Annotated in this window: 14 protein-coding genes; 9 read left to right on the top strand and 5 right to left on the bottom strand. The window is 73.1% G+C overall.

Annotation, left to right across the window (positions count from 1 at the left end; genetic code table 11):
* Positions 1 to 118: 118 nt before the first annotated feature.
* The 6 genes from IPJ59_RS02740 to IPJ59_RS02715 all read left to right on the top strand — a co-directional run bounded on the left by IPJ59_RS02740 (position 119) and on the right by IPJ59_RS02715 (position 10,080).
* A complete protein-coding gene (locus tag IPJ59_RS02740; RefSeq protein ID WP_293269619.1) occupies positions 119 to 655 on the top strand; it encodes a hypothetical protein in 537 nt (178 codons plus the stop codon).
* Entirely contained in the window at positions 652 to 921 is a 270-nt protein-coding gene (locus tag IPJ59_RS02735; RefSeq protein WP_293269618.1) for an SPOR domain-containing protein, read from the top strand. Before IPJ59_RS02740 ends, IPJ59_RS02735 begins: the two co-directional genes overlap by 4 nt.
* 139 nt (positions 922 to 1,060) lie before the next feature.
* Positions 1,061 to 1,843 (top strand): MutS N-terminal domain-containing protein, encoded by a 783-nt coding sequence (locus IPJ59_RS02730; protein ID WP_293269616.1) that lies wholly within the window; start codon positions 1,061 to 1,063, stop codon positions 1,841 to 1,843.
* Positions 1,765 to 3,723, top strand: a complete 1,959-nt coding sequence (gene mutS / locus IPJ59_RS02725) for a DNA mismatch repair protein MutS (protein WP_293269869.1) — start codon at positions 1,765 to 1,767, stop codon at positions 3,721 to 3,723. The genes IPJ59_RS02730 and mutS overlap by 79 nt, the downstream gene beginning before the upstream one ends.
* 85 nt (positions 3,724 to 3,808) lie before the next feature.
* Positions 3,809 to 8,521 carry an Lhr family helicase gene (locus IPJ59_RS02720; protein ID WP_293269615.1) on the top strand — a complete coding sequence of 1,571 codons (4,713 nt, stop codon included), beginning with the start codon at positions 3,809 to 3,811 and terminating at the stop codon, positions 8,519 to 8,521.
* Between the two features lie 59 nt (positions 8,522 to 8,580).
* Positions 8,581 to 10,080: a metallophosphoesterase family protein gene (locus tag IPJ59_RS02715; protein ID WP_293269614.1), complete on the top strand. Its 1,500-nt coding sequence runs from the start codon at positions 8,581 to 8,583 to the stop codon at positions 10,078 to 10,080.
* A gap of 48 nt (positions 10,081 to 10,128) precedes the next feature.
* Here the strand turns inward: IPJ59_RS02715 and IPJ59_RS02710 are convergent, their stop codons facing one another.
* Genes IPJ59_RS02710 through IPJ59_RS02695 form a run of 4 tightly spaced genes read right to left on the bottom strand, consistent with a single transcriptional unit; the run spans position 10,129 to position 15,090 of the window.
* Positions 10,129 to 11,487 (bottom strand): HTTM domain-containing protein, encoded by a 1,359-nt coding sequence (locus IPJ59_RS02710; protein WP_293269613.1) that lies wholly within the window; start codon positions 11,485 to 11,487, stop codon positions 10,129 to 10,131.
* Between the two features lie 8 nt (positions 11,488 to 11,495).
* A complete protein-coding gene (locus IPJ59_RS02705; protein ID WP_293254559.1) occupies positions 11,496 to 12,533 on the bottom strand; it encodes an imelysin family protein in 1,038 nt (345 codons plus the stop codon).
* An 8-nt stretch (positions 12,534 to 12,541) separates the two neighbouring features.
* Positions 12,542 to 13,918, bottom strand: coding sequence for a di-heme oxidoreductase family protein (locus IPJ59_RS02700; RefSeq protein WP_463673346.1), 1,377 nt, complete (start codon positions 13,916 to 13,918; stop codon positions 12,542 to 12,544).
* Positions 13,915 to 15,090 (bottom strand): imelysin family protein, encoded by a 1,176-nt coding sequence (locus IPJ59_RS02695; protein ID WP_293269611.1) that lies wholly within the window; start codon positions 15,088 to 15,090, stop codon positions 13,915 to 13,917. Before IPJ59_RS02695 ends, IPJ59_RS02700 begins: the two co-directional genes overlap by 4 nt.
* A gap of 116 nt (positions 15,091 to 15,206) precedes the next feature.
* On the opposite strand from IPJ59_RS02695, the gene IPJ59_RS02690 reads away from it, so the two are divergent.
* Positions 15,207 to 17,333 carry a monovalent cation:proton antiporter family protein gene (locus IPJ59_RS02690; RefSeq protein ID WP_293269610.1) on the top strand — a complete coding sequence of 709 codons (2,127 nt, stop codon included), beginning with the start codon at positions 15,207 to 15,209 and terminating at the stop codon, positions 17,331 to 17,333.
* A 5-nt stretch (positions 17,334 to 17,338) separates the two neighbouring features.
* Here IPJ59_RS02690 and IPJ59_RS02685 read toward each other — a convergent pair whose 3' ends face one another.
* The gene (locus IPJ59_RS02685) at positions 17,339 to 18,094 is read right to left on the bottom strand and encodes an ABC transporter ATP-binding protein (RefSeq protein ID WP_293254547.1); all 756 of its coding nucleotides are present in this window, start codon (positions 18,092 to 18,094) and stop codon (positions 17,339 to 17,341) included.
* A 119-nt stretch (positions 18,095 to 18,213) separates the two neighbouring features.
* Here IPJ59_RS02685 and IPJ59_RS02680 point away from each other — a divergent pair, with 119 nt between their 5' ends.
* Both IPJ59_RS02680 and IPJ59_RS02675 read left to right on the top strand, forming a co-directional pair.
* Positions 18,214 to 20,205, top strand: a complete 1,992-nt coding sequence (locus IPJ59_RS02680; RefSeq protein WP_293269609.1) for a YgiQ family radical SAM protein — start codon at positions 18,214 to 18,216, stop codon at positions 20,203 to 20,205.
* Between the two features lie 206 nt (positions 20,206 to 20,411).
* The gene (locus tag IPJ59_RS02675) at positions 20,412 to 21,134 is read left to right on the top strand and encodes a hypothetical protein (protein ID WP_293254541.1); all 723 of its coding nucleotides are present in this window, start codon (positions 20,412 to 20,414) and stop codon (positions 21,132 to 21,134) included.
* Positions 21,135 to 21,154: the final 20 nt, after the last annotated feature.

Raw genomic sequence — 21,154 nt, 5'->3', positions numbered from 1 at the left:
GGCTCGGGGCGACGAGCGTCGCTCGCCCGCCGACCTCCACCGGGCAGTGAGCCGATTTTTTGGTCGGGCGGAGCGGCGGCTGTAGAGGTGAGCTCCCGGATCACATCAGGAGCCTCGCATGTCAGTGACGCCGCAACTCAAGGACAAGGTCGAGTTCTCGCTCGACAACCGTCAGATCTTCTTCCTGTTCTTCGGCCTCTCGGTGGTCGGCTGCTTCGTGTTCGCCATGGGCGTGATGGTGGGCAAGCGCGGCGAGCTCCACGAGGTGCCCGGGCTGGCGCAGGCGGAGTCGGCGGTGCTCGCCGACGAGCCGCAGGTGGCCGCGGCGGACTACAACTTCAGCTTCAAGGACGGCCTGCAGCGCCCTGCCACCGACGGGGTGCCTGCCACGCGCGACCCGTCCGTGCCGCCGCGCGATGAGGAGGTCGTGAAGGCCGAGCGCGACGCGGCGCTCGGGAGCAAGTCGATCAAGAAGTCGGGCAGCAGCAAGAAGCTGCCGGCGATCCCGGCCCCGACGCCGCCCAAGCTGGCGAACAAGGAGCTGCCGGCGATCGGCGGGGCCGTGGCGCCGGCGTGGAGCCGGCGGCGCCGGCTGCGGCGCCTGCTGCGGCGATCGTTGAGAAGCCGGCGGCCGACAGCGTGCTCGCGGCGGTGAAGGGGGAGGCCGCCGCGGCGACGCCGAAGAGCAAGAAGGGCTGGACCTTGCAGATGAAGGCGTTCTCGGCGGCCGAGGACGCGGACAAGCTGGCCGACAAGCTGCGCCGCAACGGGCACGAGGTGCGCGTCGAGGCGGGCGAGGCCAACGGGCGCATGTGGCACCGCGTGCGCATGGGTCACTTCGACAACTGGGACGCGGCCCTGGCGGCCAAGCAGGCGTTCGAGAAGAACGAGTCGGTGATCGCATACGTCGTGTCGCTGTGAGCGCCTGAGCGTGGCAGCACCGTCGTCCTCGCGGGGACGGCGGTGTTTGTGTTTGTGCGACGGCTGCGTAATTCTTGTTAGCTGGCACACCGAAGTTGCTGAGGGACGCGAACCGGCGCGCGGGCTACAACCACGCACCGTGAACGCTCCGCACACCTCGGCCGATACGCCGGTCATGCGCCAGTTCCTCGACATCAAGGCCGGCTATCCGGACGCGATCTTGATGTTTCGCATGGGCGACTTCTACGAGATGTTCTTCGACGACGCGGTGACGGTCGGGCCGGTGCTGGACATCGCGGTGACCTCGCGCGACAAGGGGCTGGAGATCGGGGATCGGGTGCCGATGGCGGGGGTGCCGTACCACGCGGTCGGTGGGTACCTGCGCACGCTGGTCGAGCGCGGCTTCAAGGTTGCGATCTGCGAGCAGATGGAGACGCCGGAGCAGGCCCGGCTGCGCAAGGGGCCGAAGATCGTGCGCCGCGAGGTGGTCCGGGTGGTCACGCCGGGGGTGCTGGTCGACGAGGAGCACCTGCGCAGCGAGGAGCCGAACTACCTCGCGGCGATCGTGGCCGAGAGCGCGGGCGAGACCGGCTACGGGGTCGCGGCGCTCGACGTGAGCTGTGGCGAGTTCGTGGTCCTGCGCTGCGGCGACGCGGGCGGCCTGCGAGCGGCGCTGTCGCGGCTGACACCGCGCGAGATCCTGGCCGACGTCAGCGTGCACCCGTGGCTGCGCGAGGCGCTGGGGCCCGCGTGTCCGCGGCTCGAGGTCCGCGACCCGCGGCTCATCCCGCCCGAGGTCGCGGCCCGCGTGCAGCACCTGCGGGCCGAGAGCGGGGCGAGCCGCTGCTGGCGGCCGAGGTCCGGGCGGCGGCGCTGTGCCTGGCCTACGCGGAGGAGACGCAGCCGGGCCACACGCTGCTGATCCACCGCCTGCGCCGGCACGAGCTCGAGGACCGGCTGATCCTCGACGAGACCTCGCTGCGCAACCTCGAGGTGTTTCGCACGCTGCGTGACGGGCAGCGCAAGGGCAGCCTGCTGTGGGCCGTCGATCGCACGCGCACGGCGATGGGGGCCCGGATGCTGCGCGACTGGCTGGGGGCGCCGCTGCGGGCGATCGGGGCGATCGGCGAGCGGCACGCGGCGATCGCCGTGTTGCTGGCCGAGCCGGGTCTGCGCGGCGAGCTTCAGGATCGGCTGCGGGAGGTGCGGGACATCGTCCGTCTGGCCGCGCGGGCGCGGCTCGGCACGGCGACGCCGCGCGAGCTCGGGGCGCTGCGCCAGTCGCTGGCGGCGCTGCCGGGGCTGCACGCGCTGCTCACGGAGCTCGGTAAGCGGGGGAGGGTGGCGCCCTTGCTCGAGCTCGGGGGCGACCTGCTGGCCGATGTCCACGCCGAGCTGGCGCGCGTCCTGGTGGATGAGCCGCCGGGGCACACCCGCGACGGCGGGATGATCCGCCCGGGGGCGGACGTGGAGCTCGACCGGCAGCACGCGCTGCGCGACGGCGGGCGCGAGGCGCTGGCGGCGATCGAGACCCGCGAGCGCGAGCGGACCGGGATCGCCAACCTGCGGGTCCAGCACAACCGGGTGTTCGGGTACTTCATCGAGGTGATGAAGTCGCAGCTGTCGCGGGTGCCGGCCGACTACATCCGCAAGCAGACGATGACCAACGCGGAGCGCTACGTGACGCCGGAGCTGGCGGAGCACGAGACGGCGGTGCTCGGGGCCCAGGCGGCGGCGCTGGAGCGCGAGCAGGCGCTGTATCTGGCGCTGCGCGAGCGGGTCAGCGCGGCGGGCGAGCGGCTGTGTGCGGTCGGCGAGGCGCTGGCGCGGCAGGACGTGCTGGCGGGGCTGGCCGAGGTGGCGGAGGCCCACGGCTTCGTGCGGCCGGAGCTTTGTGACGAGTCGGTGCTGGAGATCGAGGAGGGGCGGCACCCGGTGGTCGAGCGCATGCTCGGGGCGGGCCGCTTCGTGCCGAACAACCTCGGGCTGCGGGCGCACGCGGGGGCCAGCGGCGGGCTGGCGCGCTTCCTGCTGGTGACCGGGCCGAACATGGGCGGCAAGAGCACGGTGATGCGGATGGCGGCGCTGGTCGTGCTGCTGGCGCAGGCGGGCTCGTACGTGCCGGCTGTGCGGGCGCGGGTAGGGATCGTGGATCGCGTGTTCACCCGCGTGGGCGCGGCCGACGACCTCGGTCGCGGCGACAGCACCTTCATGGTCGAGATGCGCGAGACAGCGGCGATCCTGAGCCAGGCGACGCCGCGATCGCTGGTCCTGCTCGACGAGATCGGGCGCGGCACGGCGACCTTCGACGGGCTCGCGCTGGCGTGGGCGATCACCGAATTCATCCACGATCAGATCGGCTGTCGGACGATGTTCGCGACCCACTACCACGAGCTCACGGCGCTGGCCGACCGCCTCGCGGGGCTGCGCAACGTGAACGTCGCGGTGCACGAGGATCGCGGGACGATCGTGTTCCTCCACCGCATCGAGCCGGGGGCGGCGGAGCACAGCTACGGGATCCAGGTCGGGCGCCTGGCGGGACTGCCGGCGAGCGTGCTGCGGCGGGCGCACAAGCTGCTGGCCCGGCTCGAGGCGAGCGACCGCGGGACGGCGCCGCAGCTCGACCTGTTCGCGCGGCCGGTGGAGGAGGCCGGCGGCGACCCGCACGCGCTGGCGCATGAGGCGGTGCTGGCCGACCTGCGGGCGCTGCATCCGGACGAGCTGTCGCCGCGGGCGGCCCACGAGGCGCTGCGTCAGCTGCACGAGCGGCTGCAGCGGGTCGAGGCGGCGGAGGAGGTGTGAGCGGGTCGCGTCCGCGGCTGCAGCGGGTCGAGTCGGCGGAGGTGTGAGCGGCCCCGGGGCGGGGCGGCTCTGCTAAAGGTGGGGCGTGTCTCGCCCTGCACCTGGTGATCGCGGTGATGCGCTCGCGTTGTTCCACGCGCCGGTGCAGCGGTGGTTTCGCGGGGCGCTCGGCGAGCCGACCTCGGCGCAGGCGCGGGCCTGGCCGGCGATCGCGGCCGGGCGCTCGACGCTGCTGCTGGCGCCGACGGGCTCGGGCAAGACGCTGGCGGCCTTCCTCGCCGGGCTCGATCGCCTGATGTTCTCGCCGGAGCCGGCGGCGGCGGATCGCTGCCGGCTGCTCTACGTCTCGCCGCTCAAGGCGCTGGCGGTGGATGTCGAGCGCAACCTGCGGGCGCCGCTCGCCGGCATCGCGGCGGCGGCGGTGGAGCTCGGCGCGGCCCACCGCGTGCCGAGCCTCGGCGTGCGGTCGGGGGACACCTCGATGGTCGAGCGGGCGCGGCTGGTGCGGCAGCCGCCCGACATCCTGATCACCACGCCGGAGTCGCTGTACCTGATGCTGACCAGCGGGGCGCGGGCGCTGCTGGCCAGCGTCGACGCGATCGTGATCGACGAGATCCACGCGCTGGTGGCGAGCAAGCGCGGGGCCCACCTGTTCGTGTCGCTCGAGCGGCTCGAGGCGCTGCGCAGGGCGGCGCGCCCGGGCGTGGCGGCGGCCCAGCGGATCGGGCTGTCGGCGACCCAGCGCCCGCTCGACGAGGTGGCGCGCCTGCTCGGCGGGGCCGAGCTCGATGCCGAGGGGTTGATGATCCCGCGTCCGGTCGAGATCGTCGACGCGGGGGCGCGCAAGCTGTGGGATCTGCGGGTCGAGATGCCGGCGCTCGAGCAGGCGCGCACGCAGGTCTCCGGGGACAGGTCGGAAGGGACAGGTGCGAAGGGACAGGTGCGAAAGGGCAGGCGATCGGCCGCGGCGGGGTCGATCTGGCCGGTGATCTATCCCCGCCTGGTGGCGCTGATCCGCGGCCACCGATCGACGATGATCTTCTGCAACTCGCGGCGCCTGGCCGAGCGCCTGGCGGCGGCGATCAACGAGGCGGCGGGCGAGGAGCTGGCCCTGGCGCACCACGGCTCGGTGGCCCGCGAGCGGCGGCAGATGATCGAGGCGCGGCTCAAGGCGGGCGAGCTGCCGGCGATCGTGGCGACCAGCTCGCTCGAGCTCGGGATCGACATCGGCGCGCTCGACCTGGTGATCCAGATCGAGGCGCCGCCCTCGGTGGCTGCGGGGATCCAGCGGATCGGTCGCGCGGGGCACCAGGTCGGGGCCGTGTCGCGCGGGGTGCTGATGCCGAAGTTTCGCGGCGACCTGCTGGCCTGCGCCGCCGCGACGCCGCAGATGCGCGCGGGCGAGGTCGAGGAGAGCCGCTATCCGCGTTGCCCGCTCGACGTGCTGGCGCAGCAGATCGTGGCGACGCTGGCGATGGAGCCGTGGCACATCGACGCGCTGTACGCGATGCTGCGCGGGGCGGCGCCGTTCGCCGAGCTGCCGCGCGCGGCCTTCGAGGGCGTGCTCGACATGCTGGCGGGGCGCTACCCGTCGGACGAGTTCGCGGAGCTGCGGCCGCGGATCGTGTGGGACCGGGTCACGGGCCAGCTACGGGCCCGCGAGGGGGCGCGCATGCTGGCGGTGCTGAGCGGCGGGACGATCCCGGACCGCGGGCTGTTCGGGGTGTTCCTGCTCGGCGAGGCGGGCACCCCGGGGCGCCGGGTCGGCGAGCTCGACGAGGAGATGGTGTTCGAGTCGCGGGTCGGCGAGGTGTTCGTGCTCGGGGCGTCGTCGTGGCGCATCGAGGCGATCACGGCCGACCGCGTGCTGGTCTCGCCGGCGCCGGGGCAGCCGGGCAAGATGCCGTTTTGGCACGGCGACAACCCGGGTCGGCCGTTCGCGTTCGGGCAGGCGATCGGGCAGCTGGCGCGCGAGCTGCTGGCGGCTGGCGATGCGTCGGCGCAGACGCGGCTGCGCGAGCAGCACGGGCTCGACGCGGGCGCGGCGAGCCAGCTGCTGGCGTACCTGCGCGAGCAGGCGGCGGCGACCGGGGAGCTGCCCTGCGATCGCACGCTGGTGATCGAGCGCAACCTCGACGAGCTCGGCGACTGGCGGGTGTGCGTGCTGTCGCCGTTCGGGGCCCGGGTGCACGCGCCGTGGGCCCTGGCGATCGCGGCCCGGCTGCGCGCGGAGCGGGGGATCGAGGCCCTGGCGCTGTGGTCGGACGACGGCATCGTGCTGCGCTTCCCGGCCGCCGACGCGCCGCCCGAGGTAGCGATGCTGTTGATCGACCCGGACGAGATCGAGGCGCGGGTGGTCGCGTGTCTCGGGGCGACGGCCGTGTTCGCGGCCCGCTTCCGGGAGAGCGCCGCGCGGGCGCTGCTGCTGCCGCGGCGGCTGCCGGGCAAGCGCTCGCCGCTGTGGGCCCAGCGCCAGAGGTCGGCGGATCTGCTGGCGGTGGCGTCGCGGCACCCGGCGTTCCCGATCGTGCTCGAGACCTACCGCGAGTGCCTGCGCGACGTGTTCGACCTGCCGGCGCTGGTGGTGTTGCTGCGGCGGATCGCGGCGCGTGAGCTGCGGGTGCAGGTGGTCGACACGCGCGTGGCGTCGCCGTTCGCGGCGGCGCTGATGTTCGCGTACGTGGCCAACTTCATCTACGAGGGCGACGCGCCGCTGGCCGAGCGGCGGGCCCAGGCGCTCGCGGTCGACGCCAGTCAGCTGCGGGCGCTGCTCGGCGAGGCGAGCCTGCGCGAGCTGCTCGACGCGGCGGCGATCGTCGAGGCGGAGCAGGGGCTGCAGCGCCTCGATGGCGCACGCGCGGCGAGCTCGGCCGACGGATTACACGAGCTGCTGCTCTCCTTGGGACCCTTGTCGAGCGAGGCGTGTGCGGCCCGGTCGCGCCCGCAGGAGGCCGCCGCGGGGTGGCTCTCGGAGCTCGCGCGGGAGGGTCGGATCGTGGCCGTGGTGATCGCGGGCGGGGTGCGGCACGCGGCGATCGAGGACGCGAGCCGGCTGCGCGACGCGCTCGGGGTGAGCCTGCAGGACGACCTGCCGCCGACGCTGCGGGCCGCGGTGGACGATCCGCTGGGTGATGTCGTGGCTCGCCACGCGCGCACGCACGGGCCGTTCACGGCGGCCGCGGCGGCGCTCGCGCTCGGGCTCGGCGTCGCGGTGGTCGAGTCGGTGCTGCAGCGGCTCGCGGGTGAGGATCGGGTGCTGGCCGGCGAGTTCACGCCGGGCGGGCAGGGGCGCGAGTGGTGCGACGTCAAGGTGCTGCGCGGGCTCAAGCAGCGCAGCCTGGCCCGGCTGCGACGCGCGGTCGAGCCGGTGTCGGCGGCGACGCTCGGGCGCTTCCTGCCGCACTGGCAGGGCGTGACGCGGCCGCGTCGCGGGCCCGAGGCGCTGCTCGCGGTGGTCGCCCAGCTGCAGGGCGCGCCGCTGCTGGCGTCGGCGCTCGACACCGAGATCTTGCCGGCGCGTGTCGTCGACTACCGACCGGAGGACCTCGACGCCCTGTGCGCCGCGGGTGAGCTGCGCTGGTGCGGGCTCGAGGCGGTCGGGGCCAGCGACGGCCGCATCGCGCTCTACCTCGCCGACGACTGGCCGCTGCTGGCCCGCCCGCCGCGACCGGCGACGGGTGAGCTGGCGCAGCGGCTGCGCGGGCTGCTGGCGGCCCGCGGGGCCTCGTTCTTCGCCGATCTGGCGAGCGCGACGGGGGCCTTCCCGGCCGACCTGCTGGCGGCGCTGTGGCAGCTGGTGTGGGCCGGCGAGCTCGGCAACGACACCCTGAGCCCGCTGCGGAAGATCGTGCACGGCTCGGCCTCCGATCACCGCCGCCGCGCGCCGCCGCAGGGCCTGTTCCGGGCCCGCCGGCTGGGACCGCCGGGGAGCGAGGGGCGCTGGTCGCTGCTGCCGTACCTGGCCCCGGAGACAGGTCCATCACAGGAGCCCGGCGCGGGGCAGATGGTCCCCGGGACAGGTCTGATGGGACAGGTCGCGCAGGACAGGTCGCAAGCGCCAGGCGCGGGGCAGATGGCCCGGGGGACAGGTCCGTCGGGACAGGTCGCGCAGGACAGGTCGCAAGCGCCAGGCGCGATCGACATGGCCGACGGGACCGGTGACTCGCCGTCGGCGACGGCGCGGGCCGCCGCGCTGGCGCGGGCGCTGCTCGATCGCCACGGCGTACTGACCCGTGAGGCGCTGCAGGCCGAGGACGTGGCGGGGGGCTTCGCGGCGGTGTACCCGGTGCTCGGGGCGATGGAGGCGGCGGGCCAGCTGCGCCGCGGCTACTTCGTCGACGGGCTCGGCGGGGCCCAGTTCGCCCTGCCTGGCGCCGACGAGCGCCTGCGTTCGCTGCGTGAGCCGGGCGAGCGGCCCGAGATCTGCGTGCTCGCCAGCACCGACCCGGCCAACGCGTACGGCGCGGCGCTCCCGTGGCCCGAGCGGGCCGGGGCTCGCCTCGCGCGCGCGGCCCACACCCGCGTCGTGCTGATCGACGGGGTGCTGGCGGCGTACGTCGGCAAGGACGCCCGCACGCTGTGGACCTTCCTCCCGGACGCGGACAGCGAGCGCAACCAATTCGCGGCTGCGCTGGCGCGGGCCCTCGCGGGCCTCGTCGGCGGTCCGCGGCGCACGCTGGTCATCGCCCAGATCGACGGCGTCGACGCCCAGCGCTCGCCCCTGGCGCCGACGCTGGAGCGGGCCGGCTTCTCGATGACGAGCCAGGGGCTGTTCATCCGCGCCCGCGACGACGCCTGACGCGAGCCACACGCGCAGGCGAGGCTGCCAGGCGCTGCGCGTCGGGGTATGGTGAGGCGGTGCGCCGCATCGCCGCCCTCCTCGTGTCGCTCGCCGCCTGTCCGGACGGACAGGTCGCGGGCGAAGCGACGCAGGGTCCGGGCAGCGGCGGCGAGGCGAGCACGCTGGCGAGCAGCGAGACTGGCAGCCCGACTGGCACTGGCGGCGGCACGAGCGGGCCGGGCGACACCGGCGTGGAGCCGCCGCCGCCCGGGAGCGTGCGCTTCGCGGTGATCGGCGACTTCGGCCTCGACATCCAGCCGACCCGCGACGTCGCGGCGATGGTCCGCGGGTGGGCGCCGGACTTCGTGGCCACGGTCGGCGACAACAACTATTTCACCGGATCGGCCGACACGATCGACGTCAACATCGGCAAGCACTACCACGCCTTCATCGCGCCCTATCGCGGCAGCTACGGCGCGGGCGCGGCCGAGAACCGCTTCTTCCCGTGCCCGGGAAACCACGACTGGGACGGCGGGTCCCTGGAGCCGTACTTCGACTACTTCGAGCTGCCGGGCAACGAGCGCTACTACCGGGTGCGGCGCGGACCGGTCGAGCTGTTCTCCCTCGACAGCGATCCACGCGAGCCCGAGGGCGTGGCGCCGGGGACGACGCAGGGCCTGTGGCTCGAGGCGGCGCTGGCAGACTCGGACGCGAGCTTCAAGGTGGTGCTGATGCACCATCCGCCGCGATCGTCCGGCTACCACCGCGACGCCGTGTGGATGCAGTGGCCGTTCGCGGCTTGGGGCGCCGATCTGCTGCTGACCGGGCACGACCACGACTACGAGCGGATCGTCGCGGACGGCGTGCCGCAGATCGTGCTCGGCACCGGCGGCGCCGCGCTGCGGCCCTTCACCATCGAGACGGTCGGCTCGCAGCGCGGCCACGCCGACACCTACGGGGCGCTGCGGATCACGGCCGACGAGACGCGCATGGTCATCGACGAGGTCGCGCCCGGCGGGCTGCTGGTCGACCGCCTGCAGCTGTTCGCCGGGGCGCCCACGGAGTGGTCCACGGTGATCGCGGCCGGCGCGAGCTGGCGTTACCACGAGCGCGACGCGGGGCCCGGCTGGAACGCGCTGGAATTCGCGGACGCGGACTGGCCCGAGGGCGCCGCGCCGCTCGGCTACGGGGCTGGCGGCGAGGGGACGACGCTGCCGGGCGGCGCCTCGCCGGTGAAGCCGATGACCACTTACCTGCGCCACCGCTTCAGCGTCGGCGACGGGTCGTTCGCGGAGGGCGATCCGCTGCGCCTGCGCCTCGCGGTCGACGACGGCGCCGTGGTCTACCTCAACGGGGTCGAGGTGTACCGCATCAATTTGCCGGAGGGTCCGATCGTGGCCGCGACGCGGGCGGGCCTCGCCGTCAGCAACTGGTTCACGCCACGCATGAGCGAGACGCTGATCGATGGCGCAGCGCTGGTGGTCGGTGAGAACGTGCTGGCGGTCGAGCTGCACCAGCACTACGCGTTTAGCAGCGACCTCCGCCTCGATCTCGAGCTGGCCGCGGGCGTGCCCTGAGGCGAGCTCGTCACGGCGGGGCGCAGGCGGTCGCGCGCGAGCTCGCGGTCATGGCGGGGCGGGCAAGATCCACGGCCGTGAGCGCAGGCCGTCGCGCTCGCGCGCCAGGTCGATCGCGGGGTCGATCAGGCGGGCGCTGGCGCGGCCGTTGAAGGCGACGAAGGCGTCGGCCCGGACCTCGACGCCAGGCAGGCCGCGGGCGGCGAACTGGGCGGCGAGGTGGTGCGCGTAGTCGAGGATCATGTCCGGCGCGATCGCCATCTGGGCGGCCTGCTGCGCGGTCAGGGCGTCCTCGGGGTGGACCACGAAGACCCGGCCGCTGGCCGGGTCGCGCACGCGGTAGCTGACGGTGCCGGTCTTCTCGACCAGCATGACGTGCCAGGCGTAGCGGTAGCCCTCCTCGCTCCACGCGTGGTCGCCGGGATAGAGGTGGTGGCGCAGCGGCAGGGCGATCTGGACGGCGAAGTGCAGGGTCAGCGCCGCGAGGCCGGCGCGGGACAGCGGCGGCATGTCCTTCGGGACATGTGGACTGTCCCCGGGGACAGGTGGCCTATCCTTCGGGACATGTGGACTGTCCCCGGGGACAGGTCGACCGAGGGCCCGCAGCAGGCGCGCGCGCAGGCGGCGGGGCCAGTCGGGCGGGAAGAAGATCAGCGCCGAGGCGCTCATCAGCCACGGGAACATGCCGATCGGGAACAGCATGCCGGTCAGGGCGTGGAAGCCGAGCAGCGCGGCGAAGGCGGGCGGGCGGGTGCGCGGGTGGAGCAGCAGGAAGGGCACCGTGAGGTCGAAGGCGGCGCCGGCCCAGCTCATGATCGTCGCGGTCTCGGGGCGGGCGAACAGCGGGCCGAGCAGAGGGAAGTCGGCGTGCGCGGCCAGCCAGGTCTTGAGCGGCTGGGCGCGCAGCAGCCAGTCGCCGCGCAGCTTGGCGAGGCCGGCGAAACAATAGACGAGGCCGACCTGCAGGCGCAGGGCGTACAGCGCCCACGCGGGCGCGGGCCGGTCGCCGCGGGTGGGCACGAAGATCAGCAGCAGGAGCACGACGCTGACGAAGTAGTAGTGGTTGAGGTAGGCGGCCTTGTCGATCAGCTCGACGTGGGTGAAGAGCAGGAAGCAGGCCAGCGCGGCGAGGCGCGGGCGCAGGCCGAGGGCCAGCGCCAGGGCGGCGAGGGCGAGCGCGACGAAGTGGAGGTACATGCCGGGGCCCGGCCACGGACGCACCCACGCGAAGCCCCAGTAGGGGAAGTGGTAGCCCGGATCGACGTACATGCTGGCGATCCAGCCGCGGGCCGCGAAGCGCACGCTGCCGATCAGGAGCAGGGCGCCGAACAGGGCGCGGAAGGCCGCCAGGGCGGCGCCGTCGACGGGGCGGGCGAGCGCCCGACGCAGGCCCGAGCTCGCGTGCATCGCCGCCTTCAGTCGCCGTCGTTGTCGCTGAGCGAGAGGGTGACGCCGAGCAGGCTGGCGACGTCGAGCTTGATCAGGCGGCGCAGGGCGTCGACCTCGTCGCGCAGCGTCTGCACCGCGCCGCGCTGGTCGACGACCGCGTCCTGCAGCGAGCGCGGCACGGCGGTCAGGGCGATGCGTGCGGTCGCCAGCTGGTCGACGATGCGCTGGTCGAGGTCGGGGTTCTTCGCGGCGACCAGGCTGGCCAGGCCCTCGTGGACGTAGGCGCGCTCGAAGCCGTCGAGGTTGGCGGCGATGTCGTTGTGCCCGTTGTCGCTGAAGCGGCTCTCGACCAGGCTGCCGTCGGGGTCGCTGCCGGTGAGGTTGCCGAGCGGGCGGTCGAGCTTGGTCTTGACGACGCGATAGAGGTTCTCGATGGTGGCGTTGACGACGGCGTCGAGGCCGGCCTGCTCGCTCGGGTAGACGGCGCTGCCGTGGCCGGCGTTGCGCAGGGCCTCGGCGTGCTCGTCGTGCCAGGCCGCGGCGATCTCGGCGCAGCGGCGCTCGATGTCGTCGGCGAGCGCGACGGCGTAGTCGCAGCGCGGACCGGTGGGCGTCGGCGGGGCGAAGAGCAGGTACTCGAGCGCCGGCATGCCCTTCGCGCTGGTGCCGAGGCCGTCGATGTAGGCGCCGTCGATCGCCGCGGGGGCGCCGGTGATCGCGGCCTCGATCGTGTCGCTGCGGACCGGCCAGTAGTCGAGCGGGCCGGCCTGCGCCTGGTCGATCACGGGCCCGAAGGCGAAGGCCGCGGTGACGCCCCAGTGGGCTCGCAGCGCCAGCCAGGCGGTGCGCGCGGGCCCGGGCTCGCCGCTGCTGCACAGGCTCCGGGTGGCGCCCGCCAGGGTGACGGCGGCCTGCGCGAGCTCGGCCTGCCTCGGCTCGATCACCTCGTCGGCGAGGTAGGCGAGCAGGTCGCGGCGGGCGCTGTCGGCCGGGCCGCACGCGGCGAACAGGAGTGTCCCGAGAGACAGGGCCGTGAGGACAGGTCGGAGAGGGCAGCTGCGCATGGTCGGCATCACAGTGAGCGGAGGAAGGCGTCCAGGTCAGCGCGCTCGTCAGCGGACAGGGTGAGCACGGCGTCGCGGGCGGCCTGCCCCTCGCCGCCGTGCCACAGGACGGCCTCCATCCGCGAGCGGGCGCGGCCGTCGTGGAGGAGGTCGCTGTGGCCGTTGACGGTCTCGATCAGGCCGATGCCCCACAGCGGCGGGGTGCGCCACTCGCTGCCGCTGGCCTCGTAGTCGGGGCGGCCGTCGGCGAGCTCCGGGCCCATGTCGTGCAGGAGCAGATCGGTGTAGGGGAAGATCGTCTGGCCGGCGGCCTCGATCAGCGGGTCGTCCGCGGCGGTGCGCTGGCGCGGGGTGTGGCAGGCGTCGCAGCCGGCCGCCAGGAACTGCTGCTCGCCGCGCTTGGCGGCGGGGTCGCCCAGGTCGCGGCGCGCGGGCACGGCGAGGGTGCTGCTGTAGAACACCACGTCGGCGAGCAGGTCGTCGTCGATCTCCGGGGCGCCGCCGGTCGGCGCGGCCGCGCAGGCCGCCTGTCCCTCGGGACAGTTCTGGTCGGTGAAGAGTGAGGAGCTGATGCCCATGTCGCCGAGGAAGGCGCCCGCGGTCTGCTGGCGCACGCTCGGCTGGTTGGCCTTCCAGCCGAAGCGGCCGAGGGCAGGCTCGCCCGCGGCGGCGTCCCACACGCGGTTCGGCCGGCCGGAGATGCCGTCACCGTCGTCGTCGTCGGGGTCGGCGCGGGCGAGCAGGTCGGCCTCGGGGATCGCGGCGAGCAGGCCCATGCCGATCATCGCCGGGGCGACGCGCGGCGAGATCAGCAGCCCGGCGGGCAGCGGACCGAGGCTGGGCGACTCGATCGTGTAGTTGGGGACGCGCAGGCTGTAGGTCGTGCCGTCGGCGAATTGGCCCGCGCGTTCGACGTAGCGGACGCGCGGCGTGCCCTCGGCCGGGACCTCGGCGATCGCCTGGGGCTGCAGCTGATCGCCGTAGGGGCCGGCGGCGAGCGGACCACCGTGGGCGCCGACGCCGGGCAGCGAGAGGCGCAGGAGCATGCTCGTGAACTCCTCGCCGGGGCCGGGCGGGCGGCCGCGGCCGTCCTTGCGGTGACAGGTCGAGCACGAGCGGGCGTTGAAGGTGGGGCCGAGGCCGTCGCGACTGGCGGTGGAGCTCGGGGCGGCGACCCAGTTCTTGTTGAAGAAGGAGTTACCGACGACAAAGCGCTGCCGACGATCGAAGCTCATGTTGCGGGCCGACAGCGAGAAGGCGTTGCCGGTGCTGTCGAACACGGTGGTGTCACCGCCCGCGAGCGCGACGTCGACGTCCGACGTCTCCTCGCATGCGAGCGCGAGGGCGAGGAAGGGCAGGGCGACGCGGTGCATGCGAGGGGTCATTCTTCGAGATTGAGGGTGATGTCAAGCAGAGCCGCAGCTTCTGCGATCGTCTTCGTCTGCGCCTTGAGGGCCGCGATCGCGGCGCCGACGGCGTCGCGGGCAGGGTCGCCGTCAGGGGCCTGGATGGCCTGATCGAAGGGCGGCGGGATGGCCTGCATCGCCTCGACCGTGGCCCGCAGCTGGACCCGCAGGGTGCTGTCCAGCTCGGGGTCGCGGGCGGCGATCAGGTCGCCGAGGCCGACGCCGTCGAGCGCGCCGTAGCGGCCGAGGTACACGTTCTCGAGGCCGAGGGCGTTGTTGTAGAGGTCGCGGTGGGTGTTGTCGCTGAAGCAGGAGTGCTCGTCCTCCTGCTCGCGGGTGTCGAAGGCGACGCCCATGCGCTCGCCCGAGAGCTCGGCGCCGCTGAGGCTGCCCATGCCGAGCAAGATCTTGGTCAGCGAGTCGCGCGGGTCGCCGTGCTCGAACGCGTCGAGGTAGGCGGCGCCCTCGGCCCAGGCGGCGCTCACGGTCTTGAGGTCGTCGACCAGCAGATCGGTGACGACCTCGAGGTAGGCGGCGCGGCGGTCCTGATTCGCGGCGGTGCCGTCCGGGCCCGCGACGTAGTCGGTGTAGGGGCGCTCGCCGGGGCCGTCGACGCGGTGATCCTGACCCCACAGCAGGAACTCGATCGCGTGCCAGCCGGTCGAGATGTCGTCCTCGCCGCCAGCGGTGTTGAGGGCGATCAGGCTGGCGCGGTCGATCGTCTGCGTGGGGTCGTTGATGACGCCGCCCTCTGGCACGCCGTCGACGTAGTCGATGTACACCTCGTCGAGCGGCCAGGAGTTGATCCGGGCCTCGAGGTTGTCGGGCTCGGCGTCGATCGGGCCGCCGTAGAAGCGGAACGCCTCGGTCTGGCCGTAGACCTCGCGCGCGGCCAGCCAGGCGCTGCGGGCCTGCGCCAGACCGGCGGCCGAGGGGGCCGCGAGGAAGGCGTCGACGTCGGCCTGTAGTTGCTCGGCCGACTTCACCATGTCGGCGTAGGTGGCGATCACGACGTGGACGTGGGCCTCGATCGCCTCGCTGGCGAGGGTCCGAAACTCGGCGTCGTCCCACGGCGAGGTCGCAGGGGCGCCGTCGCAGGCGAGCGCGAGGAGGACGACGAGGGGAGCAGAGCGGAGGCAGGCGCGCAGCATCGGGATGGGCGCGAGAATATTGAAAGTCGTTTTCAATGTCAACGTGCGTGGACTCGCATGGCCAATTCGAGGCGATCGCGGCCACCCCGCGAGCTCGTGTAGGCTGGCGACCCCCGATGGCTGGTGAACTCGCGCAATCCATTCAGGACCTGAGCATCATCCTCGGGACCGCCGCGGTGACGAGCCTGATCTCGCAGCGGCTCAAGCAGCCGCCGGTGCTCGGGTATCTCATCGCGGGCATCATCCTCGGTCCGCACGTGCCGGGCATCGTCGTCGGCGCCGAGGAGACCCTGCACCTGACGCACGCGCTCTCGGAGCTCGGCGTCATCTTGCTGATGTTCACGATCGGGATCGAGTTCAGCCTGCGGAAGATCGCCCGCATCGGCGTGTCGGCCGGGTTGACGGCGCTGCTCGAGGTCGGGCTGATGGTCTCGCTCGGCTACCTCGCGGGCCGCCTGTTCGGCTGGAACGCAACCGAGAGCCTGTTCCTCGGGGCCTGCCTCGGCATCTCCTCGACCATGCTGGTGGCCAAGGCCTTCGAGGAGCAGAAGCTGCGCGGCGGCTTCGTCGAGGTGACCTTCGCGGTGCTCGTGTTCGAGGACATGATCGCGATCTTGCTGCTGGCGGTGCTGACCGCGGTGGCCTCGGGCGCCGGGCTGTCGCCGGGCGAGTTCGCGGTGACGATCGGCAAGCTCATCGGCTTCTTGCTGGCGCTGCTGGCCGGCGGGCTGCTGGTGGTGCCGCGCTTCATCCGCGGCGTGGTGCGCCAGAACAAGGGCGAGACCACGCTGATCGCCGCGATCGCGGTGTGCTTCGGGATGTCGGCGCTGGCCGCCACCGCCGGCTACTCGGTCGCGCTCGGGGCCTTCGTCGGCGGCATGCTGGTCTCCGAGTCGGGCGAGGGGCCGCGGGTCGAGCACCTGATCAAGCCGCTGCGCGACATCTTCGCGGCGATCTTCTTTATCGCGGTCGGCCTGCAGATCGACCCCAACCTGGTGCTGGTCTACTGGGTGCCGGTGCTCGTGCTCACGGCGCTGGTGATCGTCGGCAAGGTGCTCGGGGTGTCGCTCGGGGCCTTCCTGTCGGGCAACGGCCTGCGCAACTCGGTGCGCTCGGGACTCAGCCTGGCCCAGATCGGCGAGTTCTCGTTCATCATCGCGATCCTCGGCCAGTCGAAGGGGGCCACCGGCGAGTTCCTGTTCCCGGTCGCGGTGGCGGTGTCGCTGCTGACCTCGTTGACCACGCCGATCTTCGTGCGCCGCTCCGAGGCGCTGGCCGAGGCCTTCGACCGCCGCCTGCCGGCCCGCCTCCAGACCTTCGTCACCTTCTACGACGGCTGGATCGAGCAGCTGCGGGCGGTGCCGCCGGCGGTCTCGACCTGGACGGCGATCCGCCGCGCGATCGTCATGCTGCTGGTCGACGCGATCCTGCTGCTGGCCGTGCTGGCCGGCTCGCGCCTGGTCCACTGGCCGCTGGTCACCATGATCAGCGGGCGCTTCACGCTGTCGGCGACGCTGGTCGACACGACGTGGATCAGCTTCACGGTGGTGGTCGCGGCGGTGCTGCTGTTCGGCGTGCTGCGCCGCGCGGCCGCACTGGCGCGCATCCTCGCCGAGGTGGTGGTGCCGGCGCGCAAGGAGGGCAAGCTCGACCTCGGCTCGGCGCCGCGGCGGGTGTTCACGGCGGCGCTCGAGCTGGCCTTTAGCCTGGTGGTCGGCCTGCCCTTGGTGGCCATCTCGCAGCCCTTCCTGCCGTACAGCGCGGGCCTCGTGGTGCTCGGAGTGGTGGTCGCGGCGCTGCTCTTCAGCGTGTGGCAGAGCGCGACCAACCTGCAGGGCCACGTGCGCGCGGGCAGTGAGCTCATCGTCGAGATGCTGGCCAGGCAGAGCCGCGAGGCCGGCGGCGCCGACGAGCACAAGGCCGAGGAGTCGCTGATCGAGGCGCACACCATGCTGCCGGGCTTCCCCGGGATGATCGCGGTGCGGCTCCCGGCGGAGTCGCCGGCGGTCGGGCGCACGCTCGGGCAGCTGAGCCTGCGCGTGCGCGCGGGGGCGACGGTGCTGGCGATCACCCGCGAGGGCGAGGGCGACGCGGGCGGCGACACGGTGATGCCGGCGCCGCGCGAGGTGCTGCGCGCGGGCGACACGCTGACCCTTGCGGGCACGCAGGAGGCGACCGACAAGGCCCGCGACCTGCTGCTCAAGGGATCGAACATCGACAACGAGTACCTGGCGCCCCGGTAGCGCGATCAGGCGGGGTCGAAGACGAGGTGCTCGCCGAGCTCGCGCACGGCCACGCCGAAGGCTGGCCCGAGGTACCTGGCCGAAAGGACCTGTCCCGTGGGACCGACGCGGACCGTCGGGCCGCCGAGCAGGACGGCGTCGTCGCTGAAGCGGCGCGCGAGGTCGAGGTCGTGCAGGGCGAGGACCACGGCGGCGCCGTCGCTGGCGAGCGCGCGCAGCTGGGTCAGCAGCGCGAGCGCGTGGCCGATGTCGAGGGCGGCGCCCGGCTCGTCGAGGACGAGCACGCGGGCCTCGCTGACGAGCATGCGCGCGAGCATCACGCGCTGGCGCTCGCCGCCGCTGAGCGAGTCGACGCCGCGGTCGGCGAGGGCCTCGAGGTCGAGGCGACGCAGGGCGAGGGCCACCGCCGCGTGGTCGCTGACCGCGGGGGCGCCGAAGGCCGGGAGGTAGGGCGCTCGCCCGAGCAGGACGAGGTCGCGGACCCGAAGGTCGAAGGCGACGCCGCCGCCCTGCGGCAGATAGGCGAGGCGACGGGCGCGCTGGCGCGGCGGGAGGGCGCGCAGGTCGTCGTCGCCGAGCCACACCCGGCCGGCCTGCGGCGCGGCGAGGCCGGCGAGGTGGCGCAGCAGCGTCGACTTGCCGGCGCCGTTGGGCCCGACGACGACCGTGATGCGGCCGGGTCGCAGCTCGAGGTCGAGGTCCTGGTAGAGCGTGCGGCCGGGGACCGCGTGGCCGAGGCCCTGCGCGCGGAGGACGAGCACGGTGCGAGCTTGGCATGCGGGGCCAGGCGGGGGCCGGCGCGTCGACGTGGTCCAGCGCACGGGCGCCGCCACGGGTGCGTCGCTGGCGGTGCGGGCGGCGATCCACTACGGTGCCGCGGATGTCGCTCGTGCAGCTGCGAAGGTCCCGCGACGAGGCGGCCCGCGATCTCCATGCCTTCCTGCCGATGACGCGGGAGGAGATGGACGCGCGCGGCTGGGACGAGCTCGACGTGCTGATCGTCAACGGTGACGCCTACGTCGACCATCCGGCGTTCGGCGGGGCGCTGATCGGCCGCTTCCTGCAGGGCCGCGGGCTGCGGGTCGGGATGATCGCCCAGCCGCGCTGGGACGACACCGCCGATCTGCTGCGCCTCGGTCGGCCGCGCCTGTTCGTCGGCATCACGGCGGGCAACCTCGACTCGATGCTCAACAAGCTGACGGCGCAGAAGAAGATGCGCAGCGAGGATCAATACTCGCCCGACGGCGCGGTCGACTGTCGGCCGAACCGGGCGTCGATGGTCTACAGCAACCTCGCGCGCCAGGCCTTCCCGGGGCTGCCGGTGGTGCTCGGGGGCATCGAGGCCAGCCTGCGGCGCATCGCCCACTACGACTACTGGAGCGACCAGGTCCGGCGCAGCGTGCTGCTCGACAGCAAGGCCGACCTGCTGGTGTTCGGCATGGGCGAGCGGCCGATCTGGGAGATCGCGGCGCGGCTGAAGGCGGGCGAGCCGATCACGGCGCTCCGCGACGTCCGCGGCACCGCTCACCTGCGCAACCCCGGCGACTGGGAGGCGCTCGAGAAGAGCCGCTACGTCCGCGACGGCAAGACGCTGTGGCTGCCGAGCTACGAGGAGGTGCGCGACGACAAGGCCGCGTTCCTCGAGATGTCGCGCGCCTTCCAGCACGAGACCAACCCCGGCAACGGTCGGCCCTTGCTGCAGCCGCACGGCGAGCGGGCGGTGTACCTGAACCCGCCGGCGCGGCCGCTCGAGACGGCCGACATGGACGCGCTCTACGACCTGCCCTTCGTGCGCCGGGCCCACTTCAGCTACGGCGAGCGCAAGATCCCGGCGTTCGAGACGGTGAAGCACTCGATCGTGACGATGCGCGGCTGCTTCGGCGGCTGCAGCTTCTGCTCGATCACCGAGCACGAGGGGCGGATCATCCAGTCGCGCTCGGCGGAGAGCGTGCTGCGCGAGGTGAGGGCGCTGCGCCGTATGGACGACTTCCGCGGGGTGATCAGCGACGTCGGCGGTCCGACCGCGAACATGTATCAGATGCGCTGCCGCAGCGAGGCGATCGAGTCGGCGTGCCGGCGCCTGTCGTGCGTGCACCCGGGCGTGTGCGAGAACCTGCAGACTGACCACGGTCCGCTGATCGACCTGCTCAAGCGCGTGCGCAAGGAGGACGGCATCAAGCGGGTGTTCATCGCCTCGGGGGTGCGCTACGACCTCGCCGAGCGATCGCCCGCGTTCATCAAGGAGCTGGCGCGTCACCACACCGGCGGGCAGCTCTCGGTCGCCCCCGAGCACGTGGTCGACGCGGTGCTCGACAAGATGAAGAAGCCAGGGGTCGCCAGCTACGAGCGCTTCGCCGAGCAGTTCGCCTGCGCCAGCCAGGAGGCGGGCAAGGAGCAGCACCTGGTCCCGTACTACATCTCGGGCCACCCGGGCAGCACGCTGGTCGACATGATCGAGCTGGCGCTGTACCTCAAGGCTCGTGGCATGCGGCCGCGCCAGGTGCAGGACTTCATCCCGACGCCGATGTCGATGGCGACGGCGATGTACCACACCGGCCTCGACCCGTTCACGCGCGCGCCGGTCTACACGGCGAAGGATCTGCGGGAGAAGAAGCTGCAGAAGGCGCTGCTGCTGTACTGGGATCCGGCGCAGCACCACCTGGCGCGGCTGGCCCTGCGCAAGGCGGGGCGCGTCGATCTCATCGGCCACCGGCCGCACTGTCTGGTGCCCCCGGAGGCGCCGGTGCGGGCCGGTGCGGGCCGCGAGCAGCCCCGCGAGGGAGATGTCCCGAAGGCCAGGCGAGGTCCGGGCGCGACCAGCGAGCGGCCACGGCGGCGGGCGCCTTCGCCCCCGGCGCGCAGCAGGTCCTGAGATTTCGCGGTCGGAGGCCGTCGGGGGGGGGGGCGCCTGGGGCTGCGGGGTTGTTACAGCGCCACGGAGGGCGGTGGGTCACGGTCCCGGCGGCTTATCTTCGGGTCGTGTCTCTGTTAATGTGCACGCTCGGGAACATGGTTTTCATGCGGGATTCCAAGTGGCGGTGGTCGTCCGGTTGCTGTGCTTCGCTGGGCCTCCTGAGCGTGCTCACAGGGTGTGAGGCCTTCAGTGGCTACGCCGTGCAGACCGTGGTCAACGCGGCCCATCACGGCGCGCGCGACAAGAACGGCGTGGTGCCCGACTACGGCGGCGACGGGGAGGCTCGCATCTTCGACAACGACCTCGGCTGGCACATCGTGCTCAGCGAGGGCTTCGTCGTCACGACCACGGCGAAGATCGAGCCCTGCGAGGGCGACGGCGTGCCCCTCGGGATGCCCTTCGGGCCCTTTCCCGAGGACCTGACGGATCTCGACGCCCGGGTCACGGACTTCGCGCTGATGGATCTCCACGCGAACGAGTACTGCAACCTCATCATCGAGTACGGCCGCTACCAGAGCTCCGTCGCGGCGATGGCGGAGGACGGGCCCTTCCCGATCGGCGACCTCACCAACGTCGAGGGCGCGTCGATCTACCTCGCGGGCACCGCCGAGAAGCCGGACGGCATGGGCGGTAACACGGTGATCAACTTCGGCTTTCGCAGCGAGCAGACGATCATCGTCAACCTCGACATGAGCACGCTCGAGGACGGCGGGCCGTGGACCATCACGGGCGACGAGCCCAACGGGCGGGCCCTGACGGTGGCCAAGACCTACGACGAGTTCTTCCGCGGCGTCGACTTCGCCACGCTCGACAAGGCCGCCTTCGAGAAGGAGCTGCCGGCCCGCCTGGCGGCCCAGACCCGCCTGGTGCTCGGCACGACGATCTAGGCGAGCGAGCCGCGCTGGGC

Origin of the sequence: Nannocystis sp. (assembly GCF_016714285.1) — a bacterium.
Lineage (GTDB): Bacteria > Myxococcota_A > Polyangia > Nannocystales > Nannocystaceae > Nannocystis.
This window is presented reverse-complemented; position numbering and strand designations above follow the sequence as displayed.

Coding starts and splice junctions, on each gene's coding strand:
- IPJ59_RS02740 (WP_293269619.1), top strand. CDS start 119: ATGTCAGTGACGCCGCAACTCAAGGACAAGGTCGAGTTCTCGCTCGAC.
- IPJ59_RS02710 (WP_293269613.1), bottom strand. CDS start 11,487: ATGCACGCGAGCTCGGGCCTGCGTCGGGCGCTCGCCCGCCCCGTCGAC.
- IPJ59_RS02705 (WP_293254559.1), bottom strand. CDS start 12,533: ATGCGCAGCTGCCCTCTCCGACCTGTCCTCACGGCCCTGTCTCTCGGG.
- IPJ59_RS02700 (WP_463673346.1), bottom strand. CDS start 13,918: ATGACCCCTCGCATGCACCGCGTCGCCCTGCCCTTCCTCGCCCTCGCG.
- IPJ59_RS02695 (WP_293269611.1), bottom strand. CDS start 15,090: ATGCTGCGCGCCTGCCTCCGCTCTGCTCCCCTCGTCGTCCTCCTCGCG.
- IPJ59_RS02690 (WP_293269610.1), top strand. CDS start 15,207: ATGGCTGGTGAACTCGCGCAATCCATTCAGGACCTGAGCATCATCCTC.
- IPJ59_RS02680 (WP_293269609.1), top strand. CDS start 18,214: ATGTCGCTCGTGCAGCTGCGAAGGTCCCGCGACGAGGCGGCCCGCGAT.